12 protein-coding genes are annotated in these 14,124 nt (G+C 61.3%); 7 read left to right on the top strand and 5 right to left on the bottom strand.

Annotation, left to right across the window (positions count from 1 at the left end):
• Positions 1 to 85: 85 nt before the first annotated feature.
• Positions 86 to 799 carry a phosphotransferase gene (locus tag FGE21_RS11265; RefSeq protein ID WP_370285643.1) on the top strand — a complete coding sequence of 238 codons (714 nt, stop codon included), beginning with the start codon at positions 86 to 88 and terminating at the stop codon, positions 797 to 799.
• On the opposite strand, the gene FGE21_RS11260 is transcribed toward FGE21_RS11265, so the two are convergent.
• From FGE21_RS11260 to FGE21_RS11240, 5 genes are all read right to left on the bottom strand, one after another.
• Positions 772 to 2,079, bottom strand: a complete 1,308-nt coding sequence (locus tag FGE21_RS11260; RefSeq protein WP_139663390.1) for an FAD-binding oxidoreductase — start codon at positions 2,077 to 2,079, stop codon at positions 772 to 774. The two genes, FGE21_RS11265 and FGE21_RS11260, sit on opposite strands and share 28 nt — an antisense overlap.
• A complete protein-coding gene (locus tag FGE21_RS11255; RefSeq protein WP_139663389.1) occupies positions 2,076 to 2,894 on the bottom strand; it encodes an ABC transporter permease in 819 nt (272 codons plus the stop codon). The genes FGE21_RS11260 and FGE21_RS11255 overlap by 4 nt, the downstream gene beginning before the upstream one ends.
• Complete coding sequence (locus FGE21_RS11250) at positions 2,891 to 3,772, bottom strand: ABC transporter permease subunit (protein WP_139663388.1); 882 nt, start codon at positions 3,770 to 3,772, stop codon at positions 2,891 to 2,893. The genes FGE21_RS11255 and FGE21_RS11250 overlap by 4 nt, the downstream gene beginning before the upstream one ends.
• Complete coding sequence (locus FGE21_RS11245) at positions 3,772 to 4,899, bottom strand: ABC transporter ATP-binding protein (RefSeq protein ID WP_139663387.1); 1,128 nt, start codon at positions 4,897 to 4,899, stop codon at positions 3,772 to 3,774. The genes FGE21_RS11250 and FGE21_RS11245 overlap by 1 nt, the downstream gene beginning before the upstream one ends.
• Before the next feature lie 98 nt (positions 4,900 to 4,997).
• Positions 4,998 to 6,083, bottom strand: a complete 1,086-nt coding sequence (locus tag FGE21_RS11240) for a polyamine ABC transporter substrate-binding protein (protein ID WP_139663386.1) — start codon at positions 6,081 to 6,083, stop codon at positions 4,998 to 5,000.
• A 145-nt stretch (positions 6,084 to 6,228) separates the two neighbouring features.
• Here FGE21_RS11240 and FGE21_RS11235 point away from each other — a divergent pair, with 145 nt between their 5' ends.
• The 6 genes from FGE21_RS11235 to FGE21_RS11210 all read left to right on the top strand — a co-directional run bounded on the left by FGE21_RS11235 (position 6,229) and on the right by FGE21_RS11210 (position 13,989).
• The gene (locus FGE21_RS11235) at positions 6,229 to 6,915 is read left to right on the top strand and encodes a GntR family transcriptional regulator (RefSeq protein ID WP_139663385.1); all 687 of its coding nucleotides are present in this window, start codon (positions 6,229 to 6,231) and stop codon (positions 6,913 to 6,915) included.
• 63 nt (positions 6,916 to 6,978) lie between these two features.
• Complete coding sequence (locus FGE21_RS11230) at positions 6,979 to 8,373, top strand: aspartate aminotransferase family protein (protein WP_139663384.1); 1,395 nt, start codon at positions 6,979 to 6,981, stop codon at positions 8,371 to 8,373.
• Between the two features lie 332 nt (positions 8,374 to 8,705).
• Positions 8,706 to 9,791, top strand: coding sequence for an ABC transporter ATP-binding protein (locus tag FGE21_RS11225; RefSeq protein ID WP_370285641.1), 1,086 nt, complete (start codon positions 8,706 to 8,708; stop codon positions 9,789 to 9,791).
• 97 nt (positions 9,792 to 9,888) lie between these two features.
• Positions 9,889 to 10,992, top strand: a complete 1,104-nt coding sequence (locus FGE21_RS11220) for an extracellular solute-binding protein (protein WP_139663382.1) — start codon at positions 9,889 to 9,891, stop codon at positions 10,990 to 10,992.
• A gap of 135 nt (positions 10,993 to 11,127) precedes the next feature.
• Entirely contained in the window at positions 11,128 to 12,807 is a 1,680-nt protein-coding gene (locus tag FGE21_RS11215) for an ABC transporter permease (RefSeq protein ID WP_139663381.1), read from the top strand.
• 6 nt (positions 12,808 to 12,813) lie between these two features.
• The gene (locus tag FGE21_RS11210; RefSeq protein WP_139663380.1) at positions 12,814 to 13,989 is read left to right on the top strand and encodes an ABC transporter permease; all 1,176 of its coding nucleotides are present in this window, start codon (positions 12,814 to 12,816) and stop codon (positions 13,987 to 13,989) included.
• The last annotated feature ends 135 nt before the right edge of the window (positions 13,990 to 14,124 follow it).

The raw sequence follows: 14,124 nt of genomic DNA, 5'->3' as shown, positions 1-14,124 counted from the left end.
TGCGATGCAGGGCTGGCCTCTTTCCGGCCCCACCCCATTGTCCGGCGGGCGCAGCAATCACGTCTGGCAGGCCGGCGGGGTTGTTGTGAAACTCTACCGCCCATCGCGGGGCAATCCGCTTTTTGCCAATGACCCCGTCCGCGAGCGTCAGAGCCTGCGGGCCCTGAGCGGCACCGGTTTCGTGCCACGCTACCTTGCGCACGGCAGATGGCAGGGGCAGGACTGGCTGATGTACAGCCACCTGGTCGGGGCCCCCTGGCGGGAGGATACCGCGCATGTGGCCCGTCTGTTGGGGATATTGCACGATCAGGTCGCGTTCTCCGGGCTGCCGGACGGGGCAAACGGATCGCAGGCTCTGGCGTCTCAGACCCTGAATATATTGGCGCAATGCTCTGGTCCCGGCCGGGATTTACGTCGCTTGCATCCGCAGGGAGTGGTCCCGCCGACGCGCCAGACGGGCCTCATCCATGGGGATCCGGTGCCCGGCAACCTGGTGGAACATGACGGGACCCTTGCGTTGATTGACTGGCAATGCCCGCAACGGGGCGACCCGGCGGAAGATCTGGCCCTGTTTCTGTCCCCTGCAATGCAGTTCTTGTACCGTGGTCGGCCGCTTGGGCCAGAGGAAGAGGCGCAATTTGCCTCTGCCTATCCGGATCGCCGCGTGGTGGCGCGCTACTTCGCCCTGAAGCCCTGGTTTCATTGGCGGATGGCGGCCTACTGCATGTGGCGCAACGATACCGAGGCGCTGGATCTGGAGGTTTCAGAGCTTCAGTCCATCAGGCCGAGCAGCGCATAGGCGGGCGGCATCAGCAGGCGGCGGGCCCGGCCCAAGGGAAACCGGGGCATCCGCTGGAAGAGGTCTGGATAGGGGGCTTCGGGAGTTTTGCCCTGTACGAGATCGGCCAGCAACCTGCCGGCATAGCTGCCCATTGCGACGCCATTTCCATGGTAGCACAGGCCCGCAAACAGGCCCGGGTGGTCCGGAACCGAGCCGACAAAGGGCACCAGATTGCGCGATAGGCAGACCATGCCGGACCACATATGCGTGGCCTCCACTCCGCGCCACGCCGGAAACAGTCGGTCGAAATGGCTGCGCAGAGCTGTGCGGATTTTCGCTTCGGCCCGGGGCGAGGACATCAAGCCACCGCGCATTCCAAACAGAAACCGTCCGTCTGGCATCAGGCGAAAGTAATGCAGCATGTGACGGGTGTCATAGGCCATCTGGGCACTGGTCCAGCCCTGTGCGGCCTGCTCATCCGCCGTCAGCGGGCGGGTGACCATGACGGTGGATTGCGCTGGCATGTAGCGGCCCGCCAGCCAGCCGGGAATGTTCTCGCTGGAATACCCATTCGTGGCAATCACCAGCCGTTTGGCGGAGATCCGGCCCTTTGGCGTGCGGGCGTGCCAGCCGCTGTCATCCTGCCACAGATCCAGAGCCGGGCTGCGCTGATAAAGGGTCGCGCCGGCAGTCGCGGCAGCGGCGGCAAGGCCAAAGAGGTACTTGCGGGGATTGAGGGCGAAGCCGAGCGGAGTCGTCATGGCGCCGTGGAAGCGGCCCCCAAGCCCATTTGCTGCAAGAGCTGGGCCATCGATGAAGTCCGCGCCGGTGTTTTGGGCGGCCCGGCGCAGTGCGGCGCCCGCTTTGGCGGAGTGGGCCATGACGGTTTCGCCAGAGGAATGCGTATCTGCCTCTATGCCATGGCGGGCGATCAGACGTTCCACCAGATGGACAGCTTCTTCCTCGCCCGCCTGATAGACCTGTGTCTCCCGGCGACCGTGGAGGCGCTCCATTGCTCTGCTGCCGAGTTTGGCACCGCCAAGACAGCAGAAGCCACCGTTGCGGCCCGAGGCGCCCCATCCCGGTGTTTCCGCCTCGATCACGGCCACATCGACACCGGCCTCGGCCAGGTGAAGCGCGGTGGACAGGCCGGTAAAGCCGCCACCAATGATCGCCACGTCGACCTCGCGCGCCCGGTCCAGTTCGGGCCACACCGGCGCAGGGCAGGTTTCATCCCACCAGCAATTGCTCCGCGGGCCGGTGCCGTAGGCGTAATCCGGAAAGATTCGCCGCATCATGAGGCGCGCACCGCGTCCTGTTCTTCCTGCCGTTGTTTCACCAATGCGCGTTTGCTCACCAAGGAGGCACCAATGACCCCGACGGTGACGACCGTGATCATGATTGTCGAAAGCGCATTGATTTCCGGCGAAACTCCCAGCCGCACCGCTGAGAAGATCTTGATCGGCAGGGTGGTGGCCGCAGGTCCGGTGGTGAAGGAGGCGATCACAAGATCGTCGAGCGACAAGGTGAAGGCAAGGAGCCAGCCGGACACCACGGCCGGCGCGATGATCGGCAGGGTTACAAGACGAAACGCCTCGGCGGCGGAGCAGCCCAGATCCAGGGCGGCCTCTTCCAGCGAGCGGTCAAAGGTCGCCAGCCGCGACGACACCACCACCGAGACGTAGCACATGGAAAACGTCGTGTGCGCCAAGACGATCGTCAGCACCCCCCGGTCCAGGCCGATGCCGATGAACAAGAGCAGCAGCGACAGACCGGTGATCACCTCGGGCATCACCAGCGGCGCGTAGATCATTCCGGAAAACAGGGTCCGCCCCAGAAACCGGCCGCTGCGGACCAGCACATAGGCGGCCATCGTGCCCAGCACGGTTGCGATGGTTGAGGAGAACACGGCGACTTTTATCGTGACCCAGGCGGCCTGAAGCATCGCATCGTTCTGCATCAACTCGCCATACCATTTGGTCGAGAAGCCAGCCCAGACGGTCACCAGTTTGCTTTCGTTGAAGGAAAACAGGATCAGGATGAGCATCGGGACATAGAGGAAGGCAAAGCCGAAGGTCAGCGAGACCACGTTGAAGGCGCTCAGGCGTTTCATTGTTCGCTCTCCTGTTCCTTTTGCTGGTTTCGCTGAAACAGCACAATCGGCACCACGAGGATCAGCAGCAGGACCACCGCCACGGCCGAGGCCACCGGCCAATCCCGGTTGGAGAAGAACTCCTCCCACAGGACCTTGCCGATCATCAGCGTGTCCGACCCGCCAAGCAGCGACGGGATCACGAACTCGCCCATCGCCGGAATGAAGACGAGGAAGCAACCGGCGATGATCCCGCCCTTGGACAGGGGAACCGTCACCAGCCAGAAGGCGGAAAAGCGGGAACAGCCGAGGTCTTCGGCCGCTTCGATCAGGCTGTCGTCCATCCGGTCAAGCGCCGCGTAGATCGGTAGAATCATGAAGGGCAGATAGGTGTAGACGATCCCGATATAGACCGCAGTGGTGGTGTTCAGGATCTGCAGCGGCTCTGATACCAGGCCGCTCCAGAGCAGGAATTGGTTCAGGAAGCCTTCGTTCGACAGAATGCCTTTCCAGGCGTAGACCCGGATGAGAAAAGAGGTCCAGAACGGCAGGATCACCAACATCATCAACGTCGGGCGCCATTCTTCCGGGGCGCGGGCCATGCCATAGGCGATCGGGTAGCCGACAATCAGGGTCAGCACCGTCGATGTCAGGGCAATGCGCAGAGAGCTGAGGTAGGCTTTCCAATAGAGGTCATCCTCGACAAGCCAGATGAAATTCTCGAAATCCAGCTCCGCGATGAAGGCCCGGATGCCCTCCGCCCAGTCAAACTGCGGAAAATAGGGAGGGCGCGCGATGGCGGCATCCGACAGCGAGATTTTCAGAACGATGACAAAGGGCACCAGGAACAGCGCCAGAAGCCAGATGTAGGGGATGGCGATCAGGAGGAAACGGCGCATCAGTTCGCCAACAAGATGCCGCCGGTGGCGGTCCAGGACAGCCAGACGGTGTCTTCCCATGTGTAGTCCCGTCGCGAAATCCGGCGGGTGTTTGCCGTTTGCGCCTTGATGATATCGCCCGTCGGCAGCTCCACATGATAGGTGGACAGGTTGCCCAGGTAGGCGATGTCCAGAACTTTGCCCTGCACGGCGTTGGCAGCATCAGCCGGGCGTTCGGCGCTGATGGTGACCTTTTCCGGCCGAATGGCGAGATGCGCGGTCTGCCCCTCGGAGAAACCGGTCGGGGATTTGACGCGCAGCGGCTCGGCCCCGTCGCGCCAGTGCAACGCGAACGTGCCCTCTCCGGTGGCTGTGACCTTGCCTTCGATCAAATTCACATCACCAATGAAATCAGCGACATAAACGGAATTGGGCGCTTCGTATATATCGGCGGGCGTGGCCACTTGCATGACCTGCCCATTGTCCATCACAGCGACGCGGCTGGCGACTGTCATCGCCTCTTCCTGATCATGGGTGACGATCACAAAGGTGGTGCCGGTCTTTTCCTGGATGTCCATCAACTCGAACTGGGTTTCCTCGCGCAACTTGCGATCCAGCGCACCGAGCGGTTCGTCCAGCAGCAGCAGCTTTGGTGCCTTTGCCAGGCTGCGGGCGAGGGCGACTCGCTGCCGTTGGCCGCCGGAAATCTGATGCGGTCGGCGGCGGGCGAATTTCTCAAGTCGCGTCAACCGCAGCATTTCGTCCACCCGGGCGTTGATCTCGGGCTTGGGCATGCCTTCGCGTTTCAGACCAAAAGCGATGTTTTCCCAAACGCTGAGGTGGGGAAACAGCGCATAGGACTGGAACATCATATTGACCGCGCGCTGGTTCGGGGGGACGGGGGCAATATCCTGACCAGCCAGAAAAATCTTCCCCTCGGTGGGGGATTCGAACCCGGCCAGCATCCGCATCATGGTGGTCTTGCCACAGCCTGACGGGCCCAGAAGCGCAAAGAACTCGCGTTCGAAAATATCGATGGTCAGGTTGTCGATCGCGGTGAAATCGCCAAAGCGTTTGGTGACGTTCTGGAACTGGATCAACGGTTTCTCGTCCGGATCGTTCCAGGGTTCAAATACGGGTATTGCCAAGACTGCCCCCAAGCGGGCAGCAGGATGCCGACCCGTCGTCGTTTGTCAGGAACGACAGGGCGACGTGCGCCCTGCCGGATTTGATAGCCTGAGACAGCTCAGGTGCCGGATTTTACACGCGTCCACAGGCGGGTCACGATCCGCTGTACTTTCTGCGGGTACGGGCCCTTGATGTAGGTGTTTTCCAACGCGGCCGGCGTCGGGTAGATCGCCGGATCTCCGATCACGTCCTCGGCCAGAAACTCCTGCGAGGCCTTGTTGCCATTGGCGTAGTAGACGTAGTTCGATGCAGCCGCCATGTTTTGCGCATCGAGGATGAAATCGATGAACTTGTGTGCCGCGTCCGGGTTCGGGGCATCCACCGGAATCGCCATCTGGTCGAACCACATCAGGGCGCCTTCCGATGGGGCGTTATAGGCAATTTCCACGCCATTGTCGGCTTCGGCAGCGCGGTCGCGGGCCTGCAGAATGTCACCCGACCAGCCGAATGCGACGCAGATATCGCCATTGGCCAGGGCGTTGATATACTCGGACGAGTGGAATTTCTGGATATAGGGACGCACCGCTTCCAGAACACCGGCGGCCTTTTCAAGGTCATCCTTGTCGTGGCTGTTGGGGTCGAGGTCCAGATAGGTCAGCGCAGCCGGTATCATCTCGTCCGGCGCATCGAGGAAATGCACGCCGCACTCGTCGAGCTTTTCCATATTCGCCGGGTCGAACACCAAGGCGAGACTGTCGATCGGCGCGTCCTCGCCCAATGCTTCGGTCACCTTGCCGATATTCGCGCCGATGCCGGTGGTGCCCCACATGTAGTTGATGGAGTAGGCGTTATCGGGATCAAAACGGGCGGTACGATCCTGGATCACGTCCCAGACGTTGCCGTAATTCGACAGCTTGTCCCGGTCGAGCGGCATGAACACGCCCGCCTGAACCTGGCGCTGCAGGAAAGACCCGGTCGGCACGACCACGTCGTAGCCGGAGCCGCCGGCGAGCATTTTGGTTTCCAAAAGCTCGTTGGAATCGAAAACGTCGTAGATCAGGTCGATCCCGGTTTCCTCTTCGAACTTGGCCAGAAGCTCTTCGTCGATATAATCCGACCAGTTGTAGACGCGCACTTCTTCCGCCGTCGCGGCAACGGTGCTCAATGCGATGGCGGACACGATGGTGACCGTTTTCAGTGTCATGAGAATCTCCCTGTGGGTGCCAGTGTCTTTTTGACCGGCTATGGGCTATTTTGATCAAGTTTTGCCGCATCCGGCAAGACACTTTATGTTTTCATCTGTATTTCCTTCGTGCAAGCTGCACAAAAAATAGAAGGACCCAAGCGCGGTGAATGTGCCAAACCCACCCTCCGTTTCCCCCGCTGAGGGGGCTGCCAAGCTGCCCGCGCATGAGCTGGTCTATCAGCGCCTGCGCGCACAGATCCTGTTTGGCGAGTTGGCGCCCGGGCAGGCGGTTACCATTCAGGGGCTGGTCGAGGCGCTCGACAGCGGCATGACGCCGGTGCGCGAGGCGATCCGCAGATTGATCTCGGACGGGGCGCTGGTGTTTCAGGGCAATCGCCGTGTGTCGGTGCCGCAATTGCGGGCAGAGGATATTGATGAGCTGGTTTATGCAAGAAAAACAATAGAATGCGAACTTGCCAGGCGCGCGGCGACCCGTATGGAAGCGGCTGAGATCGATGGGCTGGAAGAGCTGGACCTGGCCCTGGACAAGGCGATCGCGACTGGTGATGTGGCCGGGTATCTGGCTTTGAACTATCAGTTTCATACCACGCTCAATGCACAGTCGGATGCGCCCATTCTGGCCGATCTGGCGGATCGTCTGTGGCTGCGCTTCGGGCCTTCGTTGCGGGTGGTCTGCGGACGCTTCGGCACCCAGAGCTTTCCGGACCGCCACAAGGACATCCTAGACGGCCTGAGGAAAAAAGATGCGGATCTGGTCGCCTTGGCCATGGAACGGGACGTGTTGCAGGGGATGGAGCAGGTTCGGGCGGGCCTGACCCCGGTCTTCTGATTCGATTGACAGCCGCGTTTTTGATCATATTCTGAGAAAAATTTCCGCTCAGGAGTGACATCGATGACCGCCATTACCAACCACCTGCCAACCGCAGAGCTGCAGGCCTTGGATGCCGCGCACCACATGCATCCGTTCACCGCCAATGGTGAGCTGGCGCAAAAGGGCGTGCGCGTGATAACCCGTGCCTCTGGTGTCACCCTGACCGACAGCGAGGGGCATGAAATTCTCGATGCGATGGCGGGCCTGTGGTGCGTCAACATTGGCTATGGCCGTGAAGAGCTGGCCGATGTCGCCGCCCGCCAGATGCGCGAGCTGCCGTATTACAACACGTTTTTCCAGACCACGCATGTGCCCGCGATTGCCCTCGCGGCGAAGATTGCCGAGCTGGCACCGGGCGATCTGAACAATGTCTTCTTTGCGGGCTCCGGCTCCGAGGCGAATGACACCAATATCCGGATGGTGCGCCACTACTGGGCGATGAAAGGTAAACCGACAAAGTCCGTCATCATTTCGCGCAGGAATGCCTATCACGGGTCCTCGGTCGGCTCCGGTTCCCTCGGGGGGATGTCGGCCATGCATGCGCAGGGCGGCTTGCCGATCCCGGACGTTCACCACATCAATCAGCCGCACTGGTGGGCCGAAGGCGGGGATATGTCCCCCGAAGACTTCGGTCTGGCGCGCGCGCAGGAGCTGGAGCAGGCGATTCTCGACCTGGGCGAAGACCGTGTCGCGGCCTTTATCGCCGAGCCCGTACAGGGGGCCGGCGGTGTCATTGTGCCGCCCGCAACCTACTGGCCGGAGATTCAGCGGATCTGCGACAAGTATGAGATCCTGTTGATCGCAGATGAGGTCATCTGTGGCTTCGGGCGTACCGGTGAGTGGTTCGGCAGCCAGACGCTGGGGATCCGTCCTGACATCATGACCATCGCCAAGGGCCTGTCCTCGGGCTATGCGCCGATCGGGGGCTCCATCGTCTCGGATGAGGTCGCAGGCGTGATCGCGCAGGGGGAATTCAACCACGGCTACACCTATTCCGGGCACCCGGTTGCCGCGGCGGTTGCGTTGGAAAACCTGCGCATCCTTGAGGAAGAAGACATCATCGGCCACGTGCAGAAGGTCGCCGCCCCCTACCTCAAGGAAAAATGGCAGGCCCTGACCGATCATCCCCTGGTGGGCGAGGCCAATATCGTCGGCATGATGGGCTCTCTCGTCCTGACGCCGAACAAGGCGACCAGGGCTGCGTTTGCGGCCGAAGCGGGCACCGTGGGATTCATCTGCCGCGAACGGTGTTTTGCCAACAATCTGGTGATGCGTCACGTGGGCGACCGGATGATCATTTCGCCGCCGCTGGTGATCACACCGGAAGAGATCGATACGTTGATTTCCCGCGCCAGAACCTCGCTGGATGAATGTCTGGCCCGGATCGAAGCGGAGGGTCTGAACCGGTCCGCGTGACTTTCGGTTGTCGATAAGCGACCTGGACCAACTGAAAACATGTCGTTTTTGGTTGGTCAGCCTGCCTGGTGGGGCGAATCTGCCTGTTTGGCGGCGCGGACGGTTTCTCTATGGAATTCAAATCGCGGGTCAGACGTGCAATTTGCCCCCTCAATCAGCGTAATTTGGCCTGCGATGCCCGCTTTTTAGAGCCGAACGGCCTGCAATAGCGGAATTGCGCAGGGGACGGTTGCGCCCGGTTGCCCTTGTGTGCTTACAATTCAGTCAAGAAGCGCGGAAAAATATCCGGCACGAAGAAAAAAACGGGGAGCCTGCTTTTGGCTGATGCGTCGATGACAGATGCGTTCGTAGAGTTCGAACGTGTGCAAAAAAGCTATGACGGTGAGACACTTGTCGTCAAAGACCTGAACCTCACAATGCCCAAGGGCGAGTTTCTGACCATGCTCGGGCCGTCAGGGTCCGGCAAGACAACCTGCCTGATGATGCTGGCAGGATTTGAAACGGCAACCCACGGTGACATAAGGCTCGCCGGTACATCGATCAACAACATCCCGCCGCACAAACGCGGCATCGGCATGGTTTTTCAGAACTACGCCCTGTTCCCGCATATGACGATTGCCGAGAACCTCAGCTTCCCGCTGGAAGTGCGCGGCATGGGCAAATCCGAACGCGAACAGAAGGTCAAGCGCGCCCTCGACATGGTCGAGATGGGCACGTTTGGTGGCCGTCGTCCGGCGCAATTGTCGGGCGGTCAACAGCAGCGTGTGGCCCTGGCCCGCGCCCTGGTGTTTGAACCGGAACTGGTGTTGATGGACGAACCGCTTGGCGCTCTGGACAAGCAGCTGCGCGAAAAGATGCAGTTTGAAATCACCCACCTGGCCCATGAACTCGGCATCACGACGGTCTATGTCACCCACGACCAGACCGAGGCTCTGACCATGTCGGACCGCGTCGCCGTGTTCAACGACGGCCGCATCCAGCAACTGGCGCCGCCGGACCAGCTCTATGAAGAGCCCGCCAACAGCTTTGTGGCGCAGTTCATCGGCGAAAATAACACGCTCGAAGGTGTCGTGAAGGAAATCAGCAAGAACCACGCGCTGGTTCAGCTGGATGACGGCGAAGTGATTGACTGCATGCCCGTGAACGTCACCGAGGCCGGACAGCGCACCCGCGTGTCGATCCGCCCGGAGCGGGTGGAATACAACAAGGAACGCCTGCAGGAGGGCGCCCATACCCTCAAGGCAGAAGTGCTGGAATTCATCTATATGGGTGATATTTTCCGCACGCGTCTTCGGGTCGCGGGCAACGATGAGTTCATCATCAAGACCCGCAATGCCCCGGACCAGGTCCGTCTCAAGCCCGGACAGCAGATCGAAATCGGTTGGCTGCCCGAGGACTGCCGCGCGCTGGACGCCTGAGGCGAACTCCGGCAGCGCATCTGAACCCCTGGCGACACGACATGGACCGGGGGCCAATCACCTGAAAATACAGTGTCTCAACAAGGAGTATACACTTATGAAACTGCGTAACCTGACGGCACTTGCCGCTACGACCGCTCTCTGCGCGCCGTTGGCCTTTGCTGCGGATATGGCTGACGAAATGACCATTGTGTCCTGGGGCGGAGCCTACTCCAACTCCCAGATCAAAGCCTACAGCGAACCCTATGCTGAAAAGACCGGCGTCACCATCATCAACGATGAAAGCTCCGCCGAAGCGGTGGCCAAGCTGCGCGCGATGAACGAAGCGGGCAATGTCACCTGGGATGTGGTTGACGTGGTTGCGGCGGATGCGATGCGTCTGTGCGACGAAGGTCTGGCGATGGAAATCGACCCGGACGAGCATCTCGCGGCCGCTCCCGATGGCACCTCCGCCGAGGATGACTTTGGCGACCTGCTGGTGTCCGACTGCTTCATTCCGCAGATCGTCTATTCCACCACCTTCGGCTATCGCACCGATCTGGTTGGCGACACGCCGCCGTCCAAAATCTGCGACGTGTTCGATCTCGAAGCCTATCCGGGCAAACGTGCGCTGGAAAAGCGTCCGATCAACAACATGGAATGGGCTCTGCTTTGCGACGGTGTCGCCAAGGAGGACGTCTATGACGTGCTGGAAACCGAAGAAGGTCAGGAGCAGGCGCTGGCCAAGCTCGACACCATCAAGGACAGCGTGATCTGGTGGTCCGCAGGCGCCGATACGCCGCAATTGCTGGCGGATGGCGAAGTCGTGATGGGCTCCACCTACAACGGCCGCCTGTTCTCCGTGATCGAAGAGCAGAAGCAGCCGGTTGCGATGCTCTGGGACGCGCAGGTCTTCGATCTGGATGGCTGGATCATTCCCGCAGGCCTGTCGGACGAGCGGAAAGCCCGCGCGCTGGACTACATCTATTTTGCCACAGACACGCAGCGTCTGGCCGATCAGGCGAAATACATCTCCTACGGTCCGGCCCGTGCCTCTTCCGCGCCGCTGGTGGGTCAGCACGCCGAACTGGGCATCGACATGGCACCGCACATGCCGACCGACCCGAACAATGCGCAGAACACGTTCCTCTACAACTACGAGTTCTGGGCTGACTATCGCGACGATATCGACGCGAAATTCCAGGCGTGGCTGGCCAAGTAATCTGGTCTGACGTCTTTGCCGGAGAGCGTTTCCCGCTCTCCGGTCCCCTCTCCGGCGCGGCGCCCGATGGCGTTCAGACAGGCCGGAGACCAAGCCCGCTCCTGTTCATCACGCGGGAAGAAAACAGGGACAATCATGAGTGACACAACTCAATCCGGCCCGGTCCTCGCGGCTGATGGTACGCCGCTGAAACGCAGCCTTGCCCGCGCGCTGAGGATGCAGAAGGTCCGGGCGCTGATGCTGATCGCGCCGCTTTTGATCTTTATCTTGCTGACTTTCATCCTCCCGATTGCGGATATGCTGTTCCGCTCGGTCGAGAACCGCATCGTCTCCGACACGCTTTCCGAAACCGTCGTCACCCTGCGGGACTGGGATCCCATCACCGGCGAGGCGCCGGATGAAGCGGTCTTTGAAAGCCTCTATTACGACATGTTCGTGGCGGCCGAAGCCAAGGAACATACCAAACTCGGCACCCGGCTGAACTATGAGCAGACCGGCATTTCGTCGCTCTTCCGCAGCAGTGGCCGCAAGCTCGACGACATCGGCGAAGACCACGTCAAGGCGCTGGAAAAAGCCGGTGACGGCGCGCTCAAGGACGAGGCGCTGTGGTTCGAGATCATGACCGGCGGCAGCAGCGGCGCAGGCGACAGCGCGCTGCTGGAGGCGCAACGGACCAAGATGGCGCAGCTGACCGGCGAGGATTTCTCCGCTGATATCGGCTTTGTCCCCGGCGCGGAGATCTCTGATCTCTTCCCGCGCATGGCCATGGCCTACACTGATTTCGCCCTCTTCACCGCTGTGATGGACGAGGATACCGTATCCGAGGAAGACCCCTGGGAGACGGTCTTTGTCGCCTTTGCCCAGGAGGTACAGGCCCCGGGTGGCGCTGAAAAGCTGGCCGCATACACAGGCCCGGGCGCCGCCGAGCTGACAGCCGCCGCCGAAGCGCTGGCCGGACTGGAGCCGGTGTCGTTCAAGGCGAGCTTCCTCGATCTAGACGAGGACTGGGGCGATGTGGGCAACTGGCGCACCATCCAGACCTACAGCCCGACCTATACCAGCGGCTATTTCCTGAATTCCATCGACATGCAGAAAGGCACCGATGGTGCCGAGGCCCGCCCCGAGAACCAGCAGATCTATATCACGCTGTTCAAGCGGACGATGTTCATGTCTCTGGTCATCACCGCGTCCTGCATCGTGCTGGGCTACCCGGTGGCCTGGATTCTCGCGAATCTGCCGACGCGCTCGGCCAACCTGCTGATGATCCTGGTGCTGCTGCCGTTCTGGACATCGCTGCTGGTGCGGACCTCGGCCTGGAAGGTGATGCTGCAGCAGCAGGGCGTGATCAACGATGTTCTGGTCTGGCTCGGACTGGTGGCGGATGATGCCCGGCTGGTGATGATCAACAACCAGTTCGGCACCATCGTGGCGATGACGCATATCCTGCTGCCCTTCATGATCCTGCCGATGTATTCGGTGATGCAGACGATCAATCCGACCTATCTGCGGGCGGCGAAATCTCTGGGCGCGACCAACTGGACGGCGTTCTGGCGGGTTTATTTCCCGCAGTCGGTGCCGGGCATCGGGGCGGGGTCCATCCTCGTGTTCATCCTGTCGATCGGCTATTACATCACGCCCGAAATCGTCGGCGGCACCAAAGGTGTCTTCATTTCGAACCGGATCGCCTACCACATCTCCTCCTCGCTGAACTGGGGGTTGGCGGCGGCGCTCGGGACCATCCTTCTGGCGGTCGTGCTGCTCCTCTACTGGGCCTACGACAAGATCGTCGGCATCGACAACGTGAAGCTGGGATAAGATCAGATGGCATTGACACCCGTAGAAAATCAAACGCCTGCCTTCACCGCATCGGTGGCGGCCGGGGCAGGGGCGCTGTTTGGCCTCTTCGTCGGCACCGCTCAGGGCTCCGGTCTGCTTGGCCTTCTGGCGGGCGCGGTCCTGCTGGGCGCGATGGGCTTCGTCTTCACCGGCCTGATCGCGCAGGCCAGGCTGATCCGGCTGGCCACCGTCGTGGTCTTCGCCCTTGCCGGGCTGGCGTTCGGCGGATTGCCGGCGCTGGTGCTGGGGGCGCTGTTCGGCCTCTTTGCCGGATGGTTCATCTTCTGGCTCGCCACCTCCGGATACCGCAAGCATCTGGTGCCCTATCTGACACCGGGACAGGTGCTGTGGCACTACGGGTTCCGGGTGATCTGCGGCGCGATCTTCGTGTTCCTGATCACGCCCATCCTGGTGGTGATGCCGCTGTCGTTCAACGCCGAGGATTTCTTCACCTTCACGCCGGAAATGCTGCGCTTCGACCCGGCGGGATATTCGCTGAAACACTACCGCGATTTCCTGACCAACGAGGGCTGGCAGCAGGCGCTGTGGAATTCCCTGCGCATTGCACCCATGGCAACGGTCCTGTCGGTGGGCTTCGGTACTCTGGCGGCGATCGGTCTCAGCCAGCCGCATGTGCCGTTCCGCCGCGCCATCATGGCGGTGCTGATCTCGCCGATGATCGTTCCGCTCATCATTTCGGCGGCCGGCATGTATTTCTTCTACAGCCGCATCGGTCTGCAGGGCACCTACCTCGGCGTGGTTCTGGCGCATGCGGCGCTGGGCATTCCCTTCGTGATCATCACGGTCACGGCAACGCTGGTTGGGTTTGACCATTCGCTGACCCGTGCGGCGGCGAATATGGGCGCGGGCCCGATCACGACCTTCTTCCGGGTGCAGATGCCGCTGATCCTGCCGGGGGTGATTTCGGGTGGTCTGTTTGCCTTCATCACCTCCTTTGACGAGGTCGTGGTGGTGCTCTTTGTCGGCTCTGCCGGACAGAAAACCCTGCCCTGGCAGATGTTCATCGGCCTGCGCGAACAGATCTCGCCCACGATCCTCGCGGTGGCCACGATCCTGGTGGGCATTTCCATCTGCCTGCTGACCACGGTCGAGCTGCTGCGCCGCAGATCAGAGCGGCTGCGGGGCATGTCGCCGAGCTGATCCGCCCGCCCCCTGGCACCGCGCCTAGATATGCAAAAAGCCCCGAAAAAGCCCTGCCAACCCGCAGGGCTTTTTGTCATCTCACGGGTCTGATGCACCCGGGAGGTCCGGAAGTGAACCGATCCCCGGCCGCCA

This window comes from Phaeobacter sp. B1627 (assembly GCF_006265095.1).
Lineage (GTDB): Bacteria > Pseudomonadota > Alphaproteobacteria > Rhodobacterales > Rhodobacteraceae > Epibacterium.
Note: the sequence above shows the minus strand (reverse complement) of the source record. Positions and strands in the feature narration are given on the sequence as shown.

Coding starts and splice junctions, on each gene's coding strand:
- FGE21_RS11260 (WP_139663390.1), bottom strand. CDS start 2,079: ATGATGCGGCGAATCTTTCCGGATTACGCCTACGGCACCGGCCCGCGG.
- FGE21_RS11255 (WP_139663389.1), bottom strand. CDS start 2,894: ATGAAACGCCTGAGCGCCTTCAACGTGGTCTCGCTGACCTTCGGCTTT.
- FGE21_RS11250 (WP_139663388.1), bottom strand. CDS start 3,772: ATGCGCCGTTTCCTCCTGATCGCCATCCCCTACATCTGGCTTCTGGCG.
- FGE21_RS11240 (WP_139663386.1), bottom strand. CDS start 6,083: ATGACACTGAAAACGGTCACCATCGTGTCCGCCATCGCATTGAGCACC.
- FGE21_RS11230 (WP_139663384.1), top strand. CDS start 6,979: ATGACCGCCATTACCAACCACCTGCCAACCGCAGAGCTGCAGGCCTTG.
- FGE21_RS11225 (WP_370285641.1), top strand. CDS start 8,706: ATGACAGATGCGTTCGTAGAGTTCGAACGTGTGCAAAAAAGCTATGAC.
- FGE21_RS11220 (WP_139663382.1), top strand. CDS start 9,889: ATGAAACTGCGTAACCTGACGGCACTTGCCGCTACGACCGCTCTCTGC.
- FGE21_RS11215 (WP_139663381.1), top strand. CDS start 11,128: ATGAGTGACACAACTCAATCCGGCCCGGTCCTCGCGGCTGATGGTACG.
- FGE21_RS11210 (WP_139663380.1), top strand. CDS start 12,814: ATGGCATTGACACCCGTAGAAAATCAAACGCCTGCCTTCACCGCATCG.